The organism is Ancylobacter vacuolatus (assembly GCF_030813595.1).
GTDB classification, from domain to species: Bacteria; Pseudomonadota; Alphaproteobacteria; order Rhizobiales; family Xanthobacteraceae; genus Ancylobacter; species Ancylobacter vacuolatus.
Genome location: NZ_JAUSUH010000001.1, coordinates 369,340 through 391,897 on the forward strand (window position 1 = coordinate 369,340; position 22,558 = coordinate 391,897).

General features: G+C 68.1%; 24 protein-coding genes. 17 read left to right on the forward strand and 7 right to left on the reverse strand.

The window, feature by feature from the left end:
* The gene (locus tag J2S76_RS01775) at positions 1 to 1,212 is read right to left on the reverse strand and encodes a UbiH/UbiF family hydroxylase (protein WP_307056951.1); all 1,212 of its coding nucleotides are present in this window, start codon (positions 1,210 to 1,212) and stop codon (positions 1 to 3) included.
* Between the two features lie 172 nt (positions 1,213 to 1,384).
* Here J2S76_RS01775 and J2S76_RS01780 point away from each other — a divergent pair, with 172 nt between their 5' ends.
* The 9 genes from J2S76_RS01780 to J2S76_RS01820 all read left to right on the forward strand — a co-directional run bounded on the left by J2S76_RS01780 (position 1,385) and on the right by J2S76_RS01820 (position 11,488).
* Entirely contained in the window at positions 1,385 to 2,116 is a 732-nt protein-coding gene (locus J2S76_RS01780) for a CDP-alcohol phosphatidyltransferase family protein (RefSeq protein WP_307057713.1), read from the forward strand.
* A gap of 46 nt (positions 2,117 to 2,162) precedes the next feature.
* Positions 2,163 to 3,140, forward strand: a complete 978-nt coding sequence (locus J2S76_RS01785) for a quinone oxidoreductase family protein (RefSeq protein ID WP_307056953.1) — start codon at positions 2,163 to 2,165, stop codon at positions 3,138 to 3,140.
* Between the two features lie 208 nt (positions 3,141 to 3,348).
* Positions 3,349 to 4,908 carry an ABC transporter ATP-binding protein gene (locus J2S76_RS01790; protein ID WP_307056955.1) on the forward strand — a complete coding sequence of 520 codons (1,560 nt, stop codon included), beginning with the start codon at positions 3,349 to 3,351 and terminating at the stop codon, positions 4,906 to 4,908.
* A complete protein-coding gene (locus tag J2S76_RS01795; protein ID WP_307056957.1) occupies positions 4,898 to 5,974 on the forward strand; it encodes an ABC transporter permease in 1,077 nt (358 codons plus the stop codon). The genes J2S76_RS01790 and J2S76_RS01795 overlap by 11 nt, the downstream gene beginning before the upstream one ends.
* The gene (locus J2S76_RS01800) at positions 5,967 to 6,890 is read left to right on the forward strand and encodes an ABC transporter permease (RefSeq protein ID WP_307056959.1); all 924 of its coding nucleotides are present in this window, start codon (positions 5,967 to 5,969) and stop codon (positions 6,888 to 6,890) included. The genes J2S76_RS01795 and J2S76_RS01800 overlap by 8 nt, the downstream gene beginning before the upstream one ends.
* Positions 6,891 to 6,986: 96 nt before the next feature.
* The gene (locus J2S76_RS01805; RefSeq protein ID WP_307056962.1) at positions 6,987 to 8,072 is read left to right on the forward strand and encodes a BMP family ABC transporter substrate-binding protein; all 1,086 of its coding nucleotides are present in this window, start codon (positions 6,987 to 6,989) and stop codon (positions 8,070 to 8,072) included.
* Positions 8,073 to 8,212: 140 nt separating this feature from the next.
* A complete protein-coding gene (locus J2S76_RS01810; RefSeq protein WP_307056964.1) occupies positions 8,213 to 9,493 on the forward strand; it encodes an allantoate amidohydrolase in 1,281 nt (426 codons plus the stop codon).
* Complete coding sequence (locus J2S76_RS01815) at positions 9,490 to 10,707, forward strand: ArgE/DapE family deacylase (protein WP_307056966.1); 1,218 nt, start codon at positions 9,490 to 9,492, stop codon at positions 10,705 to 10,707. The genes J2S76_RS01810 and J2S76_RS01815 overlap by 4 nt, the downstream gene beginning before the upstream one ends.
* A gap of 16 nt (positions 10,708 to 10,723) precedes the next feature.
* Positions 10,724 to 11,488: a bestrophin-like domain gene (locus tag J2S76_RS01820; RefSeq protein ID WP_307056968.1), complete on the forward strand. Its 765-nt coding sequence runs from the start codon at positions 10,724 to 10,726 to the stop codon at positions 11,486 to 11,488.
* Positions 11,489 to 11,498: 10 nt separating this feature from the next.
* Here the strand turns inward: J2S76_RS01820 and rimO are convergent, their stop codons facing one another.
* The 3 genes from rimO to J2S76_RS01835 form a co-directional block, all read right to left on the reverse strand.
* On the reverse strand, positions 11,499 to 12,860 hold the full coding sequence (gene rimO, locus J2S76_RS01825) for a 30S ribosomal protein S12 methylthiotransferase RimO (protein WP_307057715.1): 1,362 nt from the start codon (positions 12,858 to 12,860) through the stop codon (positions 11,499 to 11,501).
* Between the two features lie 109 nt (positions 12,861 to 12,969).
* On the reverse strand, positions 12,970 to 13,299 hold the full coding sequence (hmuQ, locus tag J2S76_RS01830) for a heme-degrading protein HmuQ (protein WP_018391039.1): 330 nt from the start codon (positions 13,297 to 13,299) through the stop codon (positions 12,970 to 12,972).
* A gap of 149 nt (positions 13,300 to 13,448) precedes the next feature.
* A complete protein-coding gene (locus J2S76_RS01835) occupies positions 13,449 to 14,018 on the reverse strand; it encodes a hypothetical protein (RefSeq protein WP_307056970.1) in 570 nt (189 codons plus the stop codon).
* Positions 14,019 to 14,583: 565 nt separating this feature from the next.
* On the opposite strand from J2S76_RS01835, the gene J2S76_RS01840 reads away from it, so the two are divergent.
* Positions 14,584 to 14,859 carry a hypothetical protein gene (locus J2S76_RS01840; RefSeq protein ID WP_307056972.1) on the forward strand — a complete coding sequence of 92 codons (276 nt, stop codon included), beginning with the start codon at positions 14,584 to 14,586 and terminating at the stop codon, positions 14,857 to 14,859.
* Positions 14,860 to 15,008: 149 nt separating this feature from the next.
* Positions 15,009 to 15,761, forward strand: coding sequence for a hypothetical protein (locus J2S76_RS01845; RefSeq protein WP_307057717.1), 753 nt, complete (start codon positions 15,009 to 15,011; stop codon positions 15,759 to 15,761).
* A gap of 52 nt (positions 15,762 to 15,813) precedes the next feature.
* Here J2S76_RS01845 and J2S76_RS01850 read toward each other — a convergent pair whose 3' ends face one another.
* Positions 15,814 to 16,707 (reverse strand): LysR family transcriptional regulator, encoded by an 894-nt coding sequence (locus J2S76_RS01850; RefSeq protein ID WP_307056974.1) that lies wholly within the window; start codon positions 16,705 to 16,707, stop codon positions 15,814 to 15,816.
* 118 nt (positions 16,708 to 16,825) lie between these two features.
* On the opposite strand from J2S76_RS01850, the gene J2S76_RS01855 reads away from it, so the two are divergent.
* Together J2S76_RS01855 and J2S76_RS01860 are read left to right on the forward strand one after the other, a co-directional pair.
* Entirely contained in the window at positions 16,826 to 17,554 is a 729-nt protein-coding gene (locus tag J2S76_RS01855) for an SDR family oxidoreductase (RefSeq protein ID WP_307056976.1), read from the forward strand.
* A gap of 11 nt (positions 17,555 to 17,565) precedes the next feature.
* Positions 17,566 to 17,928 (forward strand): Atu4866 domain-containing protein, encoded by a 363-nt coding sequence (locus tag J2S76_RS01860; protein WP_307056978.1) that lies wholly within the window; start codon positions 17,566 to 17,568, stop codon positions 17,926 to 17,928.
* A gap of 184 nt (positions 17,929 to 18,112) precedes the next feature.
* On the opposite strand, the gene queF is transcribed toward J2S76_RS01860, so the two are convergent.
* Positions 18,113 to 18,574 carry a preQ(1) synthase gene (gene queF / locus J2S76_RS01865; RefSeq protein WP_307056980.1) on the reverse strand — a complete coding sequence of 154 codons (462 nt, stop codon included), beginning with the start codon at positions 18,572 to 18,574 and terminating at the stop codon, positions 18,113 to 18,115.
* 119 nt (positions 18,575 to 18,693) lie between these two features.
* Here queF and eno point away from each other — a divergent pair, with 119 nt between their 5' ends.
* A complete protein-coding gene (gene eno / locus J2S76_RS01870) occupies positions 18,694 to 19,977 on the forward strand; it encodes a phosphopyruvate hydratase (RefSeq protein ID WP_126279321.1) in 1,284 nt (427 codons plus the stop codon).
* 104 nt (positions 19,978 to 20,081) lie between these two features.
* Here eno and J2S76_RS01875 read toward each other — a convergent pair whose 3' ends face one another.
* A complete protein-coding gene (locus J2S76_RS01875; protein WP_307056982.1) occupies positions 20,082 to 20,291 on the reverse strand; it encodes a hypothetical protein in 210 nt (69 codons plus the stop codon).
* A 305-nt stretch (positions 20,292 to 20,596) separates the two neighbouring features.
* On the opposite strand from J2S76_RS01875, the gene J2S76_RS01880 reads away from it, so the two are divergent.
* From J2S76_RS01880 to J2S76_RS01890, 3 genes are all read left to right on the forward strand, one after another.
* Positions 20,597 to 20,929, forward strand: a complete 333-nt coding sequence (locus J2S76_RS01880; RefSeq protein WP_307056983.1) for an FtsB family cell division protein — start codon at positions 20,597 to 20,599, stop codon at positions 20,927 to 20,929.
* 342 nt (positions 20,930 to 21,271) lie between these two features.
* Positions 21,272 to 22,246: a pyruvate dehydrogenase (acetyl-transferring) E1 component subunit alpha gene (gene pdhA / locus J2S76_RS01885; RefSeq protein WP_018391155.1), complete on the forward strand. Its 975-nt coding sequence runs from the start codon at positions 21,272 to 21,274 to the stop codon at positions 22,244 to 22,246.
* A gap of 10 nt (positions 22,247 to 22,256) precedes the next feature.
* On the forward strand, positions 22,257 to 22,556 hold the full coding sequence (locus tag J2S76_RS01890) for a hypothetical protein (RefSeq protein WP_307056985.1): 300 nt from the start codon (positions 22,257 to 22,259) through the stop codon (positions 22,554 to 22,556).
* Positions 22,557 to 22,558 lie beyond the last annotated feature (2 nt).

Genomic DNA, 22,558 nt, shown 5'->3' on the forward strand with positions numbered 1-22,558 from the left:
CTAGACCGGCGCCCCGGCCAGCAGGCGCGGCACGTCGCGGGTTGGCCCCACGCCCTCGCGCATCACCCTGCGCCGCAGGCCGGACGACTGGCCGAGCATCCACAGCCCAAGCCCGCGCAGGCCGGCGACCGGGAGCAGATCGGTCAGCAGCGAGCGGTTGAACAGGTCGATGGCGAAGCCGCGCGAGGCGACGTCGCCGCGCCGGCGGCGCTCATAGGCCTCCATCGCGTCCGTGCCGCCAATATCGCGCCCGGCGCGGGCGGCGTCGCTGGCGATCTCGGCCAAAGTGGCGGCGTCGCGAATGCCGAGATTGAGCCCCTGCGCGCCGATGGGCGGGATGATGTGCGCGGCCTCGCCGACCAGCGCGACGCGCCCCTTGGCGAAGCGGGCGGCGGTGCGCTGGCTGAGCGGGAAGCTGCCGCGCGGCGACACAAGCTGCATCGCCCCGAGCAGCGAATGCGCCTTGCGTTCCATGGCGCGGGCGAAGGCGGCGTCGTCCAGCGCTGCCAGCGCTTCCGCTTCCGCCGCCGAGACGACACAGACGACGCTGGAGCAATTGCCGGGCAGCGGCACGAGGGTGAACGGCCCGGTGCGGGTGTGGAATTCGGTGGAGATGTCGCGGTGCGGGCGGCTATGGGCGAGGGTGGCGGTGACGGCGACCTGGGGATAGGCGCGGCTCGTCACCTCGATGCCGGCCGCCCGCCGGCAGGGCGAATTGCGCCCGTCAGCCGCCGCGACCAGCGCGACGGCGAGGGCGCCGCCGCCCTCCAGTTCCAGCGTGGCGTGAGTGGGCGCCTCGACGACGCCCGCCACGCGGGCACTGAGACGCTCGATGCCGGGCGATCCCGCCACCGCCGCGTCGAGGGCGGCGAGCAGCGCCTCGTTCTCGACATTCCAGGCGAAGCCCTCCAGCCCGAGCTCGCCGGCACGGAATTCGACCTCGGGAGCGCGGATGAGGCGCCCGGTATCGTCGACGAGGCGCATCACCCGCAGCGGCGAGGCCTCAGGACGCAGCGCCTCCCACACGCCGAGCGCCTGCAGCGCCTTCACCGAGCCATCCATCAGCGCTGTCGTGCGCGGATCGTGGCTGCGGGGCGGGGCGATGAGTTTCACGCCAAGCCCGCCCGCCGCCAGCGCCAGCGCGGCGATGAGGCCGCTCGCGCCGCCGCCGACCACCGCTGCGGTCTGTGCTGTGTGCGGGTCGGATGACATGTGAACCTCCATGTGCATCACCGGGACTATAAGCCGGACGTGTAGTGTGGGATAAGCAGGCCGACGTGGTCTGGCAATGCAGATCGCGGCGGGCGCATATTATATGTCAGATGTGGAAGAGGCAGGCGGCGATCCCCCGGGACGCGCGGTCGCAGGAGGAAAGCCGGTGGCGATGACAACGAAGTCGCTCAGCGCGGGTCCGGCTGGACGTCGCACGCTGGCTTTCGCCGTTCACATCTTCACCGCCTCGGGTGCGGTCTGCGGGCTGCTGGCGCTGATGGCGGCGGTGGAAGGCCATTGGGCGCTGATGTTCGCCTGGCTCGGCCTCGCGCTGTTCGTCGACGGTATTGACGGCACCATGGCGCGGCGGGCGAAGGTGGGCGAGGTGCTGCCGCGCTGGTCGGGCGACACGCTGGACCTCGTGGTCGACTATCTCACCTATTGCCTCGTGCCGGCCTTCGCGGTGGCGAGCGGAGGGCTGATGCCGTTCTGGCTGGCGGTGGCGGCCAGCGCCACCATCCTGCTCACCAGCGCGCTTTATTTCGCCGACACCTCGATGAAGACCGACGACCTGTATTTCCAGGGCTTTCCGGCGGTATGGAATGTCGTGGTGTTCTATTTCTTCCTCGTGCCGCTCAATCCCTTCGTGATTGCCGGCATCATCGCGCTGCTGGCGGTGGGAACGTTCCTGCCGATCAAGTTCGTCCACCCGTTCCGCGTCGTGCGGCTGCGGCTCGTCACCCTGGCGCTGCTGGCGCTCTGGGCGGTGCTGGCGGTCGTCGCGGTGTTGGAGGACATGCGGCCTGACCTGTGGGTGACCGTCGGGCTGTGCGCCTGCGCGGTCTATTTCACCCTGTTCGGGGTGATCCCCTCGCGCAAGCGGGCGGCCGACCCGCGCCCCTGAGCGCCGGCGGGCGCCTCACCTCATCCCTAACCGGCTGGAGAGTACGATGGCTGCGGCGATTCGCGTCCATGAAACGGGTGGCCCCGAAGTCCTGACCCTGGAGGAGGTGACGCTCGGCGCGCCCGGGCCGGGGCAGGTGAAGCTGCGCCATACGGCGATCGGCCTCAATTTCATCGACACCTATTTCCGCAGCGGGCTCTATCCCGCGCCGAACGGCCTTCCCTTCACGCCCGGCAATGAGGCGGCGGGCGTGATCGTGCAGATCGGCGAAGGGGTGAGCGGCTTCAAGCCGGGCGACCGCGTCGCCTATGGCTCGGCGCTCGGCGCCTATTGCAGCGAGCGGATCATGTCCGCCGCGCCGCTGGTGAAGCTGCCCGATTCGATCGCCGACGAGACCGCCGCCGCGATGATGCTGAAGGGCATGACGGCGCGCTACCTTCTGCGCCAGACCCACAAGGTGAAGGCGGGCGACACGCTGCTGGTGCACGCGGCGGCCGGCGGGGTCGGGCAGATCCTGTGCCAGTGGGCGACGCATCTGGGCGCCACCGTCATCGGCACAGTGGGCTCGGCGGCCAAGGCGGAGATCGCCAAGGAATGCGGCGCCGCCTATGTCATCAATTACAGCGAGGAGAACTTCGTCGAGCGGGTGAGGGAGATCACCGAGGGGGCGCTCTGCGACGTGGTCTATGACGGGGTGGGGCAGGCGACCTATCCGGCCTCGCTCGACTGCATCAAGCCGCGCGGCCTGTTCGCCAGCTTCGGCAACGCCTCCGGCGCGATCAAGGATTTCAGCCTGCTCGCTTTGTCGCAGAAGGGCTCGCTCTACGCGACGCGGCCGACGCTGTTCACCCACATCTCGACCCGTGACGATTTGCTGGCCAATGCCCGCGACCTGTTCGAGGTGGTCGGCTCCGGCGTGGTGAAGATTCCGGTGAACCAGCGCTACCGCCTCTCGCAGGTGGCCGACGCGCATCGCGACCTTGAGGCGCGACGTACCACCGGATCGACCGTGCTGCTGCCGTGATGGTATCCCATTCCCGGAATCTGGCGCAAAACGCGCCATTTTCCGGACCGGGCGGACCAGACTTTAGGCTTGCTCACGGGATCGGCCATGCCATTCTGCCGGTGGTCCGCCACAGAAGTGTCATCCGCATGAACCGCCGCCGCCGCCGAAATTCCGATCTGACAGGCGCCTGCGGCCGCGCCTGCCGGCGGCTGAACGGGTGAGCGGCATGGGGGACGTGCCGGACCCTCCGCACGCGCTGCTCGAAGCCGTCAAGCTGACCAAGAGGTTCGGTTCGCTGGTCGCCAACGACCATGTCAGCCTTGCCATCCGCGCCGGCGAGACGCATGCGCTGCTGGGCGAGAATGGCGCGGGCAAGTCCACGCTGGTCAAGATGATGTGCGGCCTGCTGCAGGCCGATTCGGGCGAACTTCTCTATGACGGCGCGCCGATCGTCTTCCCCGATCCCGCCAGTTCCCGCGCCAAGGGCGTCGGCGTGGTGTTCCAGCATTTCGCCCTGTTCGACGCGCTGAGCGTGGTGGAAAATGTGGCGCTGGGGCTGCCCGGCCACCAGAAGCTCGCCGTCCTCGCCGCGCGAATCGACGACTGCGTCCGCCGCTATGGGCTCAGCGTCGAGCCCTATCGGCGGGTGGGCGAGCTCTCCGTCGGCGAGCGCCAGCGGGTGGAGATCGTGCGCTGCCTGCTCGGCGACCCGCGCGTGCTGATTCTCGACGAGCCGACCTCGGTGCTGACCCCGGACGAATCGGAAAACCTGTTCCGCACCGTCGACCTGCTCACCGATGAGGGCAGGGCGGTTCTGTTCATCAGCCACAAGCTCGACGAGGTGCGCCGGCTCTGCCACCGGGCGACGGTGCTGCGCGGCGGCAAATTCATCGCCGAGGTCGACCCGAAGCAGGAATCCTCCGCCAGCCTGGCGCGGCTGATGGTCGGCGCCGACGTGCCGCGCACGCCGCGCGTGGCGGCGCATGCCCTTGGCGAGCCGCGCCTGCTGGTGCGCCAGCTCAGCGTCGCCGGCGACGGTTCGCGCGGCTCGGCGCTGCACGACATCAATATCGAGGTCCGCGCCGGCGAGATCGTCGGCATCGCCGGCGTCGCCGGCAATGGCCAGACCACGCTGTTCAACGTGCTCTCGGGCGAGACGCGGGTGGCGGACCATGAGAGCATCGTCATCGACAAGGTGGCCGCCGGCGGCCTCGGCCCGACCGAGCGCCGGGCGCTGCGCGCCGGCTTCGTGCCGGAAGAGCGGCTCGGCCACGCCGCCGCGCCTGATATGCGGCTTTCCGACAATGTGCTGCTCACCACCCATGGCGACGGCGAGATCGTCCGGCGCGGCGTGATCCACCGTTCGGTGCTGTTCGCCCGTTTCCAGAAGATCGTGAAGGGCTTCGACGTGCGCTTCGGCGGCAAGGACCCGAAGGCGCGGCGGCTGTCGGGTGGCAATCTGCAGAAATTCGTCATCGGCCGCGAGGTGCTGCGCGATCCCGTGCTGATCGTGGTCGACCAGCCGACCTGGGGTGTCGACGCCTCGGCGGCCGCCTTCATCCGCACCACGCTGCGCGAGCGGGCGGCGCAGGGCTGCGCGGTGCTGGTGGTGAGCCAGGACCTTGACGAACTGCTGGAATTCGCCGACCGCGTCGGCGTGATGTGCGAGGGCCGGCTGACGGCGCCGGTGCCGGTGGCGGAGACCTCGCGCGAGGCGATCGGCCTGGCCATGGGCGGCTCCCATGGCGCCCACGCGGCGGGCGGGGAGGGCGAGCATGCCGCTTAGGCTCGAACGGCTGGAGAACGTCTCCCCCCTGCGGCACGCGATGGCGCCGGTCGTCGCGGCACTGGTCACGCTGGTGGTCGGCGCGGTGATGTTCGTCGCGCTCGGGCATGATCCGGTGCACGCCTTCACCATCTATTTCATCGAGCCCCTGGGCGACGCCTACACGCTGCAGGAACTGGTGGTGAAGGCCTCGCCGCTGTTGCTGATCGGCATCGGGCTTTCCTTCTGCTACCGCGCCAATCGCTGGAACATCGGCGCCGAGGGCCAGTATGTCGCCGGCGCCGTGCTCGGCTCCTGGCTGGCGCTGGCGACGCACGGCACGGAGGCGGGGCCGTGGGTGCTGCCGGCCATGCTGGTGCTCGGCGCCGTTGGCGGGGCGCTGTGGGGGCTGATCCCGGCCTTCCTGCGCGTGCGCTTTGGCGCCAGCGAAATCCTCACCAGCCTGATGCTGGTCTATGTCGCCCAGCTCGGGCTCGACTATCTCGTGCGCGGCCCCTGGCGCGACCCGGCGGGCTTCAACTTTCCCCAGAGCGTGACCTTCGACGACGTGGCGCTGATGCCGCTGCTGATGGAGGACGGCCGGCTGCATGGCGGCATCGTCATTGCGCTGCTGGCGGTGATCGCCGCCACCTTCGTGCTCGGCCGCACGCTGGTCGGGTTCTCGATCGAACTCGCCGGCTCGGCCCCGCGCGCGGCCGCCTTCGCCGGCTTCGACGAGAAGCGCGTGACCTATGGCGTGTTCGCGGTGTCCGGGGCGCTGGCGGGGCTCGCCGGCATCATCGAGGTTGCCGGCCCGATCGGCCAGCTGCAGCCGAGCATCTCGCCCGGCTACGGCTTCACCGCCATCATCGCGGCGATGCTCGGCCGGCTGCATCCGGTGGGCATTCTCGTGGCGAGCCTCGTGCTGGCGCTGACCTATATTGGCGGCGAGGCGGCGCAGATCACCATGCGCCTGCCCTTCGATGTGACGCGGGTTTTTCAAGGCACGTTGCTGATCGCCATTCTGGCGGCCGACATTCTGGTGCGCTACCGCATCCGCCGGGTAGAGGGGACCACCCATGCTTGACGCGGCGATCATCGGGGCGGTGCTCGCCAGCGTCGTCGCGGCGGCGACCACGCTGCTGCTGGCCTCGCTTGGCGAACTTGTGGCCGAGCGTGCGGGCACGCTCAATCTCGGCGTCGAGGGCATGATGATCGTCGGGGCAGCGGTCGGCTATGTCACCGCCTATGGCTCGGGCAGCCTGCTGCTCGGTACGCTGGCGGCGGTGCTGGCCGGCATGGCGCTCTCGCTCGTCTTCGCCGTGCTCGCCATCTGGCTCGCCACCAACCAGGTGGCGTCGGGCCTCGCCACCACGATTCTCGGCCTCGGCCTCGCCGGGCTGATCGGCGCCAGCTTCGTCGGCACCCAGCTCGCCGGCGCGCCGCAGCTGCACATTGCCGGGCTGACCGAGCTGCCGATCCTCGGCAAGGCGCTGTTCGGGCAGGATGCCTTCGTCTACGTCTCGTTCCTGCTGCTGGCGGCGGTGACCTATACGCTGGCGCGCACGCGCATCGGCCTCGTGCTGCGCGCGGTGGGCGAGAACCACGCGGCGGCGCATGCGCTCGGCCATCCGGTGCGGGGCATCCGCACGCTGGCGGTGATGTTCGGCGGCGCCTGCGCCGGGCTGGCGGGGGCGCATCTGTCGCTCGCCTACACCCCGTTCTGGGCGGCGGACATGACCGCCGGGCGTGGCTGGATCGCGCTGGCGCTGGTGGTGTTCTCCGCCTGGCGGCCGCTCTGGCTGCTCGGCGGCGCCTATCTGTTCGGCGCGGTCTCGATCTTGCAGCTGCATGTGCAGGGGTTCGGGCTGGGGATTCCCTCGCAGTTCCTGTCGGCGCTGCCCTATCTGGCGACGATCATCGCGCTGGTGGTGATCTCGGCGCTGAAACATGGGCGCGGGGCGCCCGCTTCGCTCGGCGTGCCTTTCGTGCCGGATCGCTGAACACGACATGGGCCGCGTCATGGCGGCCTCCCGGCGCGCGAGGCGGTCGCGCCCGCCGGTGATCCCCGAGGCCGCGATGAGGGAGCGGAGACGTTCATGCGCAAGATTCTCTCGATGGCGATTGCCATTGCCGCGGGCCTCGCCCTGGCCGGCGCCGGGCTGCCGGAGGCACAGGCGGCGGAGAAGCTGAAGGCGGCCTGGGTCTATGTCGGACCGGTCGGCGATTTCGGCTGGTCGTATCAGCACGACCAGGGCCGCAAGGCGGTCGAGGCGCATTTCGGCGACAAGGTCGAGACCACCTTTGTCGAGAATGTCGACGAGGGTCCCGACGCCGAGCGGGTGATCGAGCAGCTGGCGAGGGCCGGCAACACGCTGATCTTCACCACCTCCTTCGGCTTCATGGAGCCGACGCTGAAGGTGGCCAAGCGCCATCCCAAGGTGTTCTTCGAGCACGCCACCGGCTTCAAGCGGGCCAAGAACGTTTCGACCTACAACGCCAAGTTCCATGAGGGCCGCTATGTCCTCGGCCAGATCGCGGCGAAGACGTCGAAGACCGGCACGATCGGCTATATCGCCTCCTTCCCGATCCCGGAGGTCATCGCCGGCATCAATTCGCTGATGCTGGGCGCGCAGTCGATCAATCCCGACATGAAGATCAAGATCGTCTGGGTGAACTCCTGGTTCGACCCGGCCAAGGAGGCGGACGCGGCCAAGGCGCTGATCGACCAGGGCGCCGACGTGATCTCCCAGCACACGGACAGCCCCGCCGCCATGCAGGCGGCCGAGACGCGCGACGTGAAGGCGTTCGGCCAAGCCTCCGACATGATCAAGTTCGGCCCCGACTCCCAGCTGACCTCCATCGTCGATAATTGGGCGCCCTACTACATCGAGCGTGTCCAGGCCGCGCTCGACGGCACCTGGACCTCCACCGACACCTGGGGCGGGATGAAGGATGGCGAGGTCGTGATGGCGCCCTACACCAACATGCCGGACGAGGTGAAGAAGATGGCCGAGACGACCCAGGCGGCGATCACCTCGGGCGCGCTCAACCCCTTCAAGGGCCCGATCACCAAGCAGGACGGCACGCTCATGGTGAAGGAGGGCGAGGTTCTGGCCGACAAGGACATCCTGTCGATGAACTGGTATGTGAAGGGCATCGACGACAAGGTGCCCGGCCAGTAGGCTCCGGCATCAGGAACGCATCGGCGGCGTGGGCTTTCACGCCGCCCTCGTTGCCAAAGGTGGCGCCATATGCGATTGCGCTTGCACAGGAGCGCGGCCCCCATGCCCGGCCGCGCGGCCGGAGGCGCCGTGTCGACCCTATGACGATCCCCGTGGATATCGCGGCTCTCGGCGCCCGCGCGGCGGCGATGATCGAGCAGCTCGGCGCGATCTCCTCGGCGCCGGACACTCTCACCCGCTTCTTCCTGACGCCCGAACACCGGCGCGCCGCCGATCTCGTCACCCGCTGGATGGGCGAGGCAGGTTTCGCCGTGAGCGAGGACGCGCTCGGCACGGTGCGCGGCGCCTGGCATCCGGCCGGCCCAGACGCGCCGCGCCTGCTCATCGGCTCGCATATCGACACGGTGGCGAATGCCGGGAAATATGACGGCGCGCTGGGCGTGATCCTCGGCATTCTCGCTGTCGAGGCGGTGGCGCGAAGCGGACTGTTGCCGGCCTATGGCATCGATGTGCTCGCCTTCGGCGACGAGGAGGGCACGCGCTTTCCCACCACGCTCTCCTCCTCTGCCGCCTGTGCCGGGGTGTTCGCGCCGGCCAGCCTGCAGGCGCGGGACGGCGACGGCATCAGCCTGCGCGAGGCGCTGCGTGCCTATGGCAAGAACCCCGACGACATCGCCGCCAGTGCCTATGACCCCTCGCGCGTGCTGGCCTATGTCGAGGCGCATATCGAGCAGGGGCCGGTGCTGGAGGCCGAGGGCGTGCCGCTGGGCGTGGTCACCGCCATCGCCGGCGCCTCGCGCCTGTCCGTCACCGTCACCGGCGAGGCCGGCCATGCCGGCACCGTTCCCATGCGCCTGCGCCGCGACGCGCTGAGCGGCGCCGCCGAGATGGCGCTCGCGGTCGAGCGCATCGCCCGCGCCGGGACGGACGGCATGGTGGCGACCGTCGGCCGGGTGCATGTCGAGCCCGGCTCGGTGAACGTGATCCCCTCGCGCGTGGTCTTCACCGTCGATCTGCGCTCGGCATCGGACGCCTCGCGCCGGGCGGCGCTGACGCGGTTCGAGGCCGATGCGCACCGCATTGCCGAGCAGCGCGGCCTCGGCGTCGTCATCTCCGCCTTTCACGAGGTTGCAACTGTTCCCTGCTACCGCGACATTCAGCGGCGGCTGGGCGAGGCGGTGGCCTCGCTCGGTCAGCGGGCCCCGCTGCTGCCTTCCGGCGCCGGCCATGACGGGCAGGCGATGGCAAAGCTCTGCCCGGTCGGCATGCTGTTCGTGCGCTGCGCGGGCGGCATCAGCCACAACCCGGCGGAATATGCCTCGCCCGAGGATATGGGGATGGCCGCGGCAGCGCTCATCCGTTTCATCGAACGGTTTCAACAGCCCCCTTCCGATGGCGGCACAAGCGGAGCACAGACGTGAGCAGTTCCGGCGATTCCGACAGGCTGGCGCGCGAGGTCGATTTCCTCAAGGCGCTGGTGCGCGTGCCCAGCGACAACCCGCCGGGCGACTGCGCGCCTCATGCCGAGGTCGCCGGCCGGCTGCTCGAAGAGCTGGGCTTCGAGGTGGAGCGCCACGCGGTGCCGGAACCCTATGTGCTGGCGCATGGGATGAAATCGGTGGTCAACCTGATCGTCCGCGAGCGCTTCGGCAGCGGCGGCGGCCCGGTGATCGCGCTCAACTCGCATGGCGACGTGGTGCCGCCCGGCGAGGGCTGGACCTATGATCCCTACGGTGCCGAGGAGCGGGGCGGGGCGATCTATGGGCGCGGCGCGGCAGTGTCGAAATCCGACTTCGCCACCTATGCCTTCGCCTTGCTGGCGCTGAAGGAGCGGCCCGACGACCTCGACGGCACGGTCGAGCTCCATTTCACCTATGACGAGGAAGCCGGCGGCTTTGTCGGCCCGCAATGGCTGCTGGAGCACGGCATCAGCAAGCCGGACCTCGCCATTTCAGCCGGCTTCTCCTATGCCGTGGTTATCGCCCATAATGGCTGCCTGCACCTGGAAATCGTCGTGCGCGGCAAGCAGGCGCACGCCGCGATGCCCGAAACCGGCGCGGACGCGCTGGAGGCGGCGACCGGCATTCTCACTGCCATCTATGCCGAGCGCCACCGGCTCAACGGCATCACCAGCGCCACGCCGGGCATCGGCTCGCCCAAGATCACGGTGGGGCTGATCTCGGGGGGCATCAACACCAATGTCGTGCCCGACCGCATCGTCATGCGCGTCGACCGCCGGCTGACCCCGGAAGAGGACGGCGAAAGCGTCGAGGCGGAGCTGCATGCGCTGGTCGAGCGCGCGGTCGCGGGGCGGGCCGGCATCGAGATCGAATGCCGCCGCATCATCCTCGCCGAGCCGCTGCGCACGCTGCCGGGCACCGAGCGGCTGGTCGAGACGATCCAGAAACACGCCGCCGCCGTGCTGGGCGAGACCCCGCCCGCCACCGCCGTGCCGCTCTACACCGATGCGCGCCACTACACGGCGGCCGGCGTGCCGACCGTGCTCTATGGCGCCGGGCCGCGCTCCATCCTGGAGGCGAACGCCCATGCCGCCGACGAGCATGTGCGGATCAGCGACCTCAAGGCGGCGACGCAGGTGATCGAAGCCACGCTGCGCGACCTTCTGAAGCCTTGAGGCCGGAGCGCACGACGTGACCTGGAGCCGCCTTTTCGTCAGCGAGTATTTTTCGGTCTTCGTGGTGTTCGTCGCCACCCTCCCGCTGCTGGCGGCCTGGGGCTGCTACTGGGTGGCGATGCGCCCCAGCCTGGTCGCCGTCTTCGTGCCACGGGACCTGCAGACCTCCTATCTCGGCGCGCTGACCCTACCCTTTGCGCTGTTCCTCGCCTTCATGGTGAGCGACATCTGGAACCGCGAGACGCTCTACGCCCGGACCGTGCTGCAGGAGGTGCAGCGGCTCGACGCCGTGCTCGACATCGCCCGGGTGTGCGGGCCGAGCTGCGCGCCGGTCGACGATGCGGCGGGGGGCTATGCGCGCGCGCTTTCCCGCTATGAATGGGATGAGGGCTGGGTGCGTCCGCAGCCGGAGGTGTCGACCGCCTTTGCCGGGCTGGTGGAGGCGGTCGCCCGGAGCAGCGCCGATGCCGCCGTGCCGAACTACATTCGCAGCACGCTGCTGGCCAGCCAGATCGAGCTCCGGCGGCTGCGGACCGACCGCTACTTCATCCTCCATGCCGACCTGGCGCCGCATCGCTGGATCGTGGTGATGGTGCTGGGGATGCTGTCACTGATCGGGCTGGCGGCGCTGCATGTGGGCAAGCGCTACCAGCTGATCATCGGGCTCTCGACCTTCGCCATCGCCTTCTCGACCACGCTCGCCTACACGGTGGCGCTGTCCTGGCCGACGGTGGACGAGAGCATCGTCCCCTCGGAAGAGCTGCGGCGGGTGCTGGAATAGCGGCGAAGGGTCAGTAGCCCACCGCCGTGCCGTGCAGGTCATAGGCGTCGGCGCGCTCGATCTTCACGGTGACGATCTCGCCGACGCGCAGCGGCCGGCGGGCGGCGACATGGACCACGCCGTCTATTTCGGGCGCGTCCGCCTTGGAGCGGCCGATCGCGACGGTCGGGCCGACCTTGTCGATGATCACCTGCTGGCGGCTGCCGACCTTGCGCTTGAGGCGGCGGGCGCTGACGCGCTGCTGCACCTCCATGAAGCGCTTCCAGCGCTCCTCCTTCACCTCGTCGGGCACCATCTCGGCGCCGAGGGCGTTGGCGGGGGCGCCGTCCACCGGCTCATATTTGAAGCAGCCGACCCGGTCGAGCTCGGCCTCTTCGAGGAAGCCGATGAGTTCCTCGAATTCCGCCTCGGTCTCGCCGGGGAAGCCGACGATGAAGGTGGAGCGCAAGGTGAGGTCCGGGCAGGCGGCCCGCCAGGCCTGCACCCGGGCCAGCGTCTTCTCCTGCGCCGCCGGGCGCTTCATGCGCTTCAGCACGGTGGGGGAGGCGTGCTGGAAGGGAATGTCGAGATAGGGAAGGATGACGCCCTCGGCCATCAGGCCGATCACCTCGTCGACATGGGGGTAGGGGTAGACATAATGCATCCGCACCCAGGCCCCGAGCGTGCCGAGCTCGCGCGCCAGGTCGAAGAAGCGGGCGCGGACCTCACGGTCCTTCCAGGTGCTCGGCGCATAGCGCAGGTCGACGCCATAGGCCGAGGTATCCTGCGAGATGACGAGGAGTTCCTTCACCCCGGCATTCACCAGCCGTTCCGCCTCGCGCAGCACATCGCCCGCCGGCCGGCTGACGAGATCGCCGCGCAGCTTGGGGATGATGCAGAAGGTGCAGCGATTGCTGCAGCCTTCCGAGATCTTCAGATAGGCATAATGGCGCGGGGTGAGCTTGATGCCCTGCGGCGGCACCAGATCGACGAAGGGATCGTGCTGCGGCGGCACCGCCTGGTGGACGGCGGCCAGCACGCTCTCATATTGCTGCGGCCCGGTGACGGCGAGAACGCCCGGATGCACGTCGCGAATCTGCTGGGGCTCGGCGCCCATGCAGCCGGTGACGATGACCTTGCCGTTCTCCTTCAGCGCGTCGCCGATGGCGGCGAGGCTTTCCGCCTTGGCGCTGTCGAGAAAGCCGCAGGTGTTGACGATGACGAGGTCCGCGCCTTCGTGATGGCGCGACAGCTCGTAGCCCTCCGAGCGCAGGCTGGTGATGATCCTCTCGCTGTCGACCAGCGCCTTGGGGCAGCCGAGCGAAACGAAGGAGATGCGCGGCGCCTCACCGCGCGCGGGGGAGAAGGCGTCGGGGGACGCGATGTCGGCCATGATCGTGGGGGTACCCGGCATTTCAGGATCGCGAGGCGTTACGGCACGCCGCCCCATCCGTCAACTGCGCCGGCGCACCCCCGCCCTGCGGCGTCCCCCAATCGCGCGATCAGGCCGCCTGATCTTCCACCGACTGGGCGAGAACGCTGTCGAACAGCTCGACCTCGGGATGGCCGAGATAGAGCGGCTTGTTGGCGCCGGCGCTGCCATGCGCCTTGCGGAACGCCTCCGAGCGCGTCCACGCCTCGAAATCCGCCCGCGACGCCCATTCCGAATGCGAGGCGTAGAGGGTGTGGTCGTCCTTTGTGGCGCCGCGCAGCAGATGGAAGGTCTTGAAGCCCGGCACGGTCTTCAGATGGCTGTCGCGTTCGCGCCAGACGGTCTCGAAATCGGCTTCCGACCCGAGCTTCACCTTGAAGCGGTTCATAGCAAGAAACATGGCGCACTCCTGTGTTGACCCGGCGGAGGACACTTACCCCAAGCCATCGCCGGGGTCGATGCGGCGCAACGCCAAAAGCCGCGCGGACAAAAAAAGGGGCGGCTCGCGCCGCCCGCCAATATCCCGGAGAGACACGTCCAGGACAGGGCTTACTTCAACTTGTCGACATCGATGCCGAAGGTGACGGCGCCGATGGCCACATCCTTGTCGGAAATGGTGACGCTGACCTGGGCGATCTTCTTGCCGTCCTCTTCCTCGACCTTGTCGACGAAGATGGTGCCGGGACCCACCGCATAGGTCTTCTGCCACTTGGCCTCATCCGCCTGCCACAGGTCGGAGGTGCCGTCGGTCTGGCCGACATTGAGGCCGCGATTGTCCATCACGAAGGCTTCGGTGATCACGCCGCCGGAAGCTTCCTTCTTCTGGATCAGGAATTCGGACAGCTTGTTTTTGCGGACGGGATCGACCACCGCCGGGTCCTTGGCGACCCAGGCCTTGTCGAGCACGATGATCTCTTCCTGCATCAGCCGCTTGTGCTTCTTGTTCGACTCGACGATGGCGGCGATCACCACCGGATCGCTGAGCCAGGGCGTGATGCTCTGCTGCACATAGGCCGTCGCCGGCTTCACATGCGCAGCCTCGTCCTGGGCGAAGGCGGGGGCCACACTGAGAATGCTCGCCGCCGCGACGAGCGCGACGAACCTGCTGTGAATGTTCATTGGCGTTTCCTCCTCATGGACGGTCTTCTGCCGTCCGCTGCCACCGTAGCATGGTGTAACGATGGAAACGCAAGAGGTATTCGACGCTGCAAAGCAGCATGAATAATCCATCAAATTCGCATAAGCGAAATATTTAGAACGACAATAGTATAGTTTTTACTAGTTGAGCGCGAACGACAACATACCCACTCCCTCGGGGGCAGGTGGGGCGCCGTGGTGCCCTCAATCAAGGTCGCAAAGGCTGACGAAGGGGAAGAAACACGCTCAGGCGACCAAACTAACCAACAGCGTTCATCAGATACCGTTGCGATCACCATGGTGGGCAATCTGGAATGCCGCATTCCATGTACGATGTTCCGTATTCTTCATGGAGGACAACAAGACTTCACGTAAAAGTGTGGCCGCCAGGCCGTCACATTCGCCCGGCTCTGCCGCAGACGTGCCCAGATACTTCTTGACTGCGTCATTTGAGTGCCAAGATCGCATGCCTAGGATGTGCCTGCCCATCGAGGGATACGGCCCCGCCCCGACGGGTTTCACAAAAGGCCGAAACGGGAGGTTCCACATGACCAACATTGTTGAAGGACCCGCCTTTCGCCCCGAGCCGCTGCATGTGCTGATCGGCCAGGAAGACATCACCATCGACTCGCTGGATGGCGCCATCGGCTTCATCCGCTCGCTGCGCAACGACCGGCTCGGCCGTTTCGCCGAGATGCTGCTGACGCAGCTGGAATCGGCCCGCATTCCCCAGCAGAAGAGCGACGCCTGGGTGGCGTTTTCCACCTGGACCGAGGCCTGCCATCTGCGCAACGACGCCCATCACTGGAGCCGGGCCGCGTAAGGTCCGGGCCCTATTACCGACGGCGGGGAGACCTATGCGCTCCCCGCGCGCCGGCATCGCGTCAAAGGCGATGGCGGCGGCCGCGACGTTGCGGTAAGCGTGCTGGCGGGGATAAGCGTTTCTTACGTCGAGCAACTGCCTTGAAGCCTGTGACTGCCGCCTTCGCCGCGCTTGCCGTTGGCGCCACCTTTGTCGCCCCGCCGCTGCGCGCCCAGACCCAGGGCGGCCAGACCTCGAGCGGCCCGGAACAGCCGGCGGCGCCGCAGGCCGCCCCGCCCGTCGTCCTGCTGCTCGACGGGCTCGGCGTCTATGTCGAGAGCGACTATATCGGCGTTTCCGCCCTGACCCGGCCTCTGGCCCGGCAGGGTTTCCAGACCCGCACCGATTCGCATCTGATGGTGAAGACAAAGGGAATCGTCCCCGATGTCATCATCGGCCATTCCATGGGCGGTGAGACGGCGTTGCGCTATGCCACCGAACTGGCGCGCGCGGGCTACAAGCCGCCAATGGTGATCACCATCGACGCCGCGCCCGCCCCGCCGGCCTGCACCGTGCCGCGCTGCGTGAATATCGCCGGCCCCGGATTCGCCCGGGTGCGCGGCGCCCGCAACATCAGCGCCTGGGACGCTGGCGCGCGCTTTCGCAACCATGCGCAGCTGCCCACCCATCCGGCGGTGCAGGAATTGATCCTGAGGGAAACCGGCGACTGGATGGCCCAGTGGAAGGCAAGCCAGCCGAAGCTCGCGCGCACGGGCCCCAAGACGGGGCGCTCGTCTCCCGCGGCGGAAGCCGCGTCCCCGCCGGCGCCCGCTCCCGCCCTGCCGAAGATGTGGACGATGCCGAGCTGGACCGTGCCCGGCTGGTCGGTGCCGAGCTGGCCTGGCGCAGGCCAGGGCGGCTGATCGCGCCCGCGCCTCTCCGCCAACGGGCGGCCGGTCCGGCAGGACGACGCCCTCAGTCCCGGCTCTGCCTGAGGTGATCGATCAGCGCCCGCAGCTTGGGGGCGAGATTGCGGCGGTTGGGGTAGTAGAGATAGAAGCCCGCAAAGGGCGGGCAATAGGCATCGAGGACGGGCACCAGTTCGCCGCGCGCGACGAGGGGCCGGAACGTCTCTTCCATGCCAAAGGTGATGCCGGCGCCGGCCACGGCGAGCTTGATCATCAGCGCCATGTCGTTGGTGGTGATCTCCGGCGCCACCGCCACGGCGAAATCTCTGCCTTCCTGCGTGAACTCCCAGCGATAGGGCGCCCGTTTCGGCGCCGGCCGCCAGCCGATGCAGCGATGCTGCGCGAGCTCGCGCGGATGCAAGGGCGTGCCGGCGCGCTCGAAATAGGCGGGCGAGGCCACCACGGTCTGGCGCTGCTCGCCCGAAACCGGCACCGCGATCATGTCCTGCTCGATCACCTCGCCGAGCCGCACCCCGGCATCGAACCCCTCGGCGACGATGTCGAACTCCTCATCCGTCACCGTGACGTCGATCTGCACGTCGGGATAGGCAGCGGCGAAGCCGGCCAGCAGCGGCCCGGCGAGAAACCGCTCGGCAATCGAGGAGACGGCCAGCCGCAGCTGCCCGCGCGGCCGCCCGGCAAGATCGCCGGTGCCTTCCACCGCGGCCTGGATGTCGGCAATGGCCGGTGCCAGCGCGGCGTTGAGGCGCTCGCCCGCCTCGGTGAGGCTGACGCTGCGGGTGGTGCGTCGCACCAGCGCCAGGCCCAGCGCGGCCTCCAACCGGCCGATGCTCTGGCTCACCGCCGAGCGTGTCACGCCCAGACGGTCGGCGGCGGCGCGGAAGCTGCGCTCCTGCGCCACCAGGGTGAACACCGAAAGCGCGTTGAGATCGGCCATCATTGGTAAGTCAGGCTTTCCACTGTGTCACGACATGGCTGGCTTATCGCGACAATGCCCGCTCGCTACCTTTCTGCCAACGCGAAACCAGCGCGAAAGCGATCAACAAAGGAGCCGTGCAATGGCACTCGACAAAGTGGTTCTGATCACCGGCGCGTCCAGCGGTATCGGCGCCGGCATCGCCCGCGAACTCGGCCGGGCCGGCGCCCGGCTGGCGCTGGGCGCGCGCCGCACCGAACGGCTCGACGCGCTGGCCGCCGAGATCGCCGCAGAAACCGGCGTGGAGGTGATGACCCGCCGCCTCGACGTTACCGACCGGGCGGATGTCGCCGCCTTCGCCGAGGCCGCCCGCCAGCGCTATGGGCGGGTCGACGTCCTCATCAACAATGCCGGCATCATGCCGCTCTCGCTCATGGCCTCGCTGAAGGTGGAAGAATGGGACGCGATGATCGACGTCAACATCAAGGGCGTGCTGCATGGCATCGCCGCCGTGCTGCCGGACATGACGGCGCGCGGCTCCGGCCACATCGTCAACATCGCCTCCATCGGCGCGCTCGCGGTGGTCCCGACGGCGGCGGTCTATTGCGCAACGAAATACGCCGTGCGCGCCATCTCCGACGGGCTGCGGCAGGAGAACGACCGGCTGCGTGTCACCTGCGTCCATCCCGGCGTGGTGGAGAGCGAACTGGCTGACACCATCACCGATCCCGCCGCGGCGCAGGCGATGACGGCCTATCGCGCCATCGCCCTGACCCCGGACGCCATCGGCCGGGCGGTGCGCTTCGTGCTGGAGCAGCCGGGCGATGTCGATGTGAGCGAGATCGTCGTCCGTCCCACCGCCAGCCGCTGAGGAGGCAAGCCATGCAACCGTTTCCTCCAGCACGGCGGCGCCTCGCCACGCTTGTCGCCGCCGCCTTCCTCTCCCCCTTTGCCGGAGCCGCTCCTGCCATGACCCAGACAAAAGCGGCAGAGCCGCAAACCGCCCAGAGCCACGCCTATGTCGGCATGTGGGTGACGCCCGATGGCTATGTCAGGCACGAACTCCTGCCCAATGGCCGCTATGACGAGGCGCGCGGCAGCCGGCAGAGCGCCTATCGCGGCCGCTATGAGGTGCGCGGCACGCATATCGACTATTGGGACGACACCGGCTTCACCGCCGACGGCACTTTCGTCGACGCCAACACGCTGCACCATGGCGGCATGGTCTTCCGCCGGGTGGAGTGAGAGCGCCGGCCGAACCCGCCCGCGCCCCCTTCTTCTGAACAGCGGCTCCCGCTTGGTGTCCTGGTTCTCAACGCGGGACAAGCCCGGTGATGACGGCGGACCATCTCCTCTCGTGATCCCGGACCGGCCTGTGGCCGTCTGCGGTGACGGCGCGTGAGATCAAGGTCTTGCGGCGGCCGTCTTCTCACCCCCGGCCGCGATAGGGCGCCACGCCCTGGTCCGGCAGCCACACGCCGTCCAGCGGGGCGCCGCTCTGCCAGAACACATCGATCGGGATGCCGCCGCGTGGGTACCAGTAGCCGCCGATGCGCAGCCAGCGCGGTGCCAGCAATGTGTGCAGACGCAGGCCGATGGCGACCGTGCAGTCCTCGTGGAAGGCGCCATGGTTGCGGAAGCTGCCGAGATAGAGCTTCAGCGACTTCGATTCGACCAGCCAGCCATCGGGCACATAGTCGATCACCAGCTGGGCGAAGTCCGGCTGGCCGGTCACCGGGCACAGCGAGGTGAATTCCGGCGCGGTGAAGCGGGCGACGTAGTTCGTGCCGGGGTGCGGGTTCGGCACCCGCTCCAGCACCGCTTCCTCGGGGCTGGCGGGCAGGGCGGTGGCGCGGCCGAGCTGGGTCGTGCCGTCGGCAATGTCGTTCATGGCGGGGCTCCGGACGGGGAGGGGGCGGGCGATATGTCGCTGGCACCTCTTTCGCATGTCACATGGCCGGAGTAGAAGCGCCTCGACCATCCTGACCGAGTTGAGCATTGGGGAAACGCATGACCGCCATCGTCGATATTGTTGGGCGTGAAATCCTGGACAGCCGCGGCAATCCCACCGTCGAGGTGGATGTGATGCTGGAAGATGGCTCGCAGGGCCGCGCCGCCGTTCCCTCCGGCGCCTCCACCGGCGCGCATGAGGCGGTCGAGCTGCGCGACGGCGACAAGTCGCGCTATCTCGGCAAGGGCGTGCTCAAGGCGGTCGAGGCGGTGAATGGCGAGATCTTCGACGCCATTGGCGGCATGGACGCCGAGGACCAGCCGGCACTGGACCAGATCCTGATCGAGCTGGACGGCACGCCGAACAAGGCCCGCCTCGGCGCCAACGCCATTCTCGGCGTCTCGCTGGCGATCGCCAAGGCCGCCGCCGCCGCCCGCGACCTGCCGCTCTACCGCTATGTCGGCGGCGTCAATGCCCGCACCCTGCCGGTGCCGATGATGAACATCATCAATGGCGGCGCCCATGCCGACAACCCGATCGACTTCCAGGAATTCATGATCCTGCCGGTCGGCGCCCCCAGCTTCGCCGAAGGCCTGCGCACCGGCGCGGAAATCTTCCACACGCTGAAGAAGGCGCTGAAGGATGCCGGCCACAACACCAATGTCGGCGACGAGGGCGGCTTCGCGCCGAACCTGCCTTCCGCCGACGCCGCGCTCGCCTTCGTGGTGAAGGCGATCGAGACCGCCGGCTACAAGCCGGGTGAGGACGTGTTCATCGGCCTCGACTGCGCCGCGACCGAGTTCTTCAAGAACGGCAAGTACGATTATGAGGGCGAGGGCGCCGTGCGCGATATCGAGGCGCAGGTGAAGTACCTCGCCGACCTCGTCGGCCGCTACCCGATCTGCACCGTCGAGGACGGCATGGGCGAGGATGACTGGGAGGGCTGGAAGCTGCTCACCGACACCATCGGCTCCAAGTGCCAGCTGGTGGGCGACGACCTGTTCGTCACCAACGTCACCCGCCTGTCGGCCGGCATCAAGCAGGGCGTCGCCAACTCGATCCTGGTCAAGGTCAACCAGATCGGCTCGCTGACCGAGACGCTGAACGCGGTCGAGATGGCGCACAAGGCCGGCTACACCGCCGTCATGTCGCACCGCTCGGGCGAGACCGAGGATTCGACCATCGCCGATCTCGCGGTGGCGACCAATTGCGGGCAGATCAAGACCGGCTCGCTGGCCCGCTCGGACCGCACCGCCAAGTACAACCAGCTGCTGCGCATCGAGCAGGAACTGGGCCCGCAGGCGATCTATGCCGGCCGCTCGGCGATCAAGTCGCTCGCCTGAGCCCGCTCTCTTTCGGCTGAAACAACAAAGCCCCCGTCATCGCGACGGGGGCTTTTTCATGGCCCCTTCCGGGGGGCGGTGGCGGGGAGGGGCGCGTCAGCGCTTCAGCGCTTCAGGCGCTCATATTCCGCCGCCAGTTGCGGCAGGTCCGTGACCTGCGGCGAGTCGGGCTCCATCAGGCCGCCGCTGATCTCCAGCGCGGCGATCGGCCAGAGCCGCTCCACCAGCGCGGGAATCTGCGAATTGGGCACGGCGGCCATGCGCGCATCGACGGCGCAGAGGGCGCGGGCGCGTTCCTCGATGTTTCTGTTCATGCGTCGGCCTCCGTGTGTCCGGCCGGGCGCCGGAACCACCGGGGAAGCTGCTCCGGTTCAGAGCGTGGCAACGAGCCACGCCGGCTTCAGTGCAAGACGATAGCACCGGCTGGGGGCGGGGAATGTCCACAATCATACGCTGGGCGGAAGCTTTGGCCGCTCGCCGCCCTCACATTCGCGACATCGCGCTACCTTTGCCGGTCCGCTGTTCCGGTCGCCCGATTGTGTGTGCGCTGCGGCAGGAAAGGGGATGTTGGCGTTAGCGTTAACCGCGCCTCAACCGGCCCGCTCTAGGCTGCGTGCCCATGATCATTCGCACGCGCTGGCGCTCCTTCTTCCAGACCGTCACCCTGCATCTCGGGGCGGCGGCGCTGGTCGGCTATTTCGCCTTCCAGGGCTATAATGGCCAATATGGCCTTCTGGCCCGCCGCACCTTCGAGCAGCAGCACGCCGAGCTGACGCAGGAGCGGGACAAGCTGCAGGCCCAGCGCAAGGCGCTGCAGGCCAAGGTGGGGCTCATGTCGCCCGACCTCGTCGATGCCGACATGCTCGACGAGCAGGCGCGCGTCCTGTTGAACCTCGTCCACCCCAAGGATCTGGTGCTGCTCAGGGTCCCGGGCGGCCCGCAAGCCAATTGAACGAAAATTCATCGGACGAGCGAATCTGTGGCATGCCAGACGGGTTCCGGTGGGAAACCACGCTATTCCAGAAGCTTAACTCGATTTGAGTTAAATAGAGATTTGAACTGAAATCGAGTTGATCGCCGGAAACCATTGCGCCGGCAACATGTTGTGCGTCGCAGCATTGCGTCCAGCGCGTAGCGCGGAGGGGAAAGGTGCGTTATTAACGTGCCGACTTTGTCCCCGAGCTGAGGATGCGCCATGGTAGCCGCCGCCAATAAATCGGCCGTCGGAAGAGCCCCCACCGCGAAAGCGCCGGCACGGGCCGCGGCCAAGAGTCCGGCCCGGCGTTCGGACAAGATGGCGGCGGTTCCCGAATTCACCAAGGCCGAGGAACTCGAAGCCTATCGCCGGATGCTGGAAATCCGCCGCTTCGAAGAGAAGGCCGGCCAGCTCTACGGCATGGGCCTGATCGGTGGCTTCTGTCATCTCTATATCGGCCAGGAAGCGGTCGTCGTCGGCATGCAGGCCGCCCTCAAGCAAGGCGACCAGGTCATCACCGGCTATCGCGACCACGGCCACATGCTGGCCTGCGGCATGGACCCGAAGGGCGTCATGGCCGAGCTGACCGGCCGGCGCGGCGGCTATTCCAAGGGCAAGGGCGGCTCGATGCACATGTTCAGCACCGAGAAGGGCTTTTTCGGTGGCCATGGCATCGTCGGCGCCCAGGTCTCGCTCGGCACCGGCCTCGCCTTCGCCAACCACTACCGTGACAATGGCAGTGTCACCCTGGCCTATTTCGGCGACGGCGCCGCCAATCAGGGGCAGGTCTATGAGAGCTTCAACATGGCGGAGCTCTGGAAGCTGCCGGTCGTCTACATCATCGAGAACAACAAATACGCCATGGGCACCGCGGTGAACCGCGCCTCCGCCCAGACCGATTTTTCCAAGCGCGGCTCCTCCTTCAACATTCCCGGCGAACAGGTCGACGGCATGGATGTGCGGGCGGTGAAGGCGGCCGGCGAGCGCGCCGTCGAATTCGCCCGCTCCGGCAAGGGCCCCTACATCCTCGAAATGCTCACCTACCGCTATCGCGGCCACTCCATGTCCGATCCGGCCAAGTACCGGTCGAAGGAGGAGGTGCAGAAGATGCGGACCGAGCATGACCCGATCGAGCAGGTGCGCAACCGCCTGCTGGAAAAGAAGTGGGCCACCGAGGAAGAGCTGAAGGCGATCGACGCCGAGCTGCGCGACCAGATGAACGCGGCCGCCGATTTCGCCAGTGCCGACCCGGAGCCGGATCCGTCCGAGCTCTACACCGACATCCTGCGCTGAGCGCGGGCTGATGCTGGTCGAATTCTTCTGGGTCGCGATCGTCGCCGGCGCCTCTGCGGCGGCGGTCATCTGGGTCCTCGCGACCCGGATCGCCCTCGGCATCCTGCGTGCCACCAAGGCAAGCGGTCTGCGCTATTTGCTCGCCCTGCTGTGGCCGTTCGGCACCCGGCTGGTGCCGGGCGCCGCGCCTGCCGAGGCCACCCGGCTCAACAAGATGCTGGTCGGCTTCTTCGCCGCCCTCCTCGTCGCCATCGCCTCGATGGCCGTCTACAGCAATCTGACGTTCGTGCTTCCGGCACCGACGCCGTGACG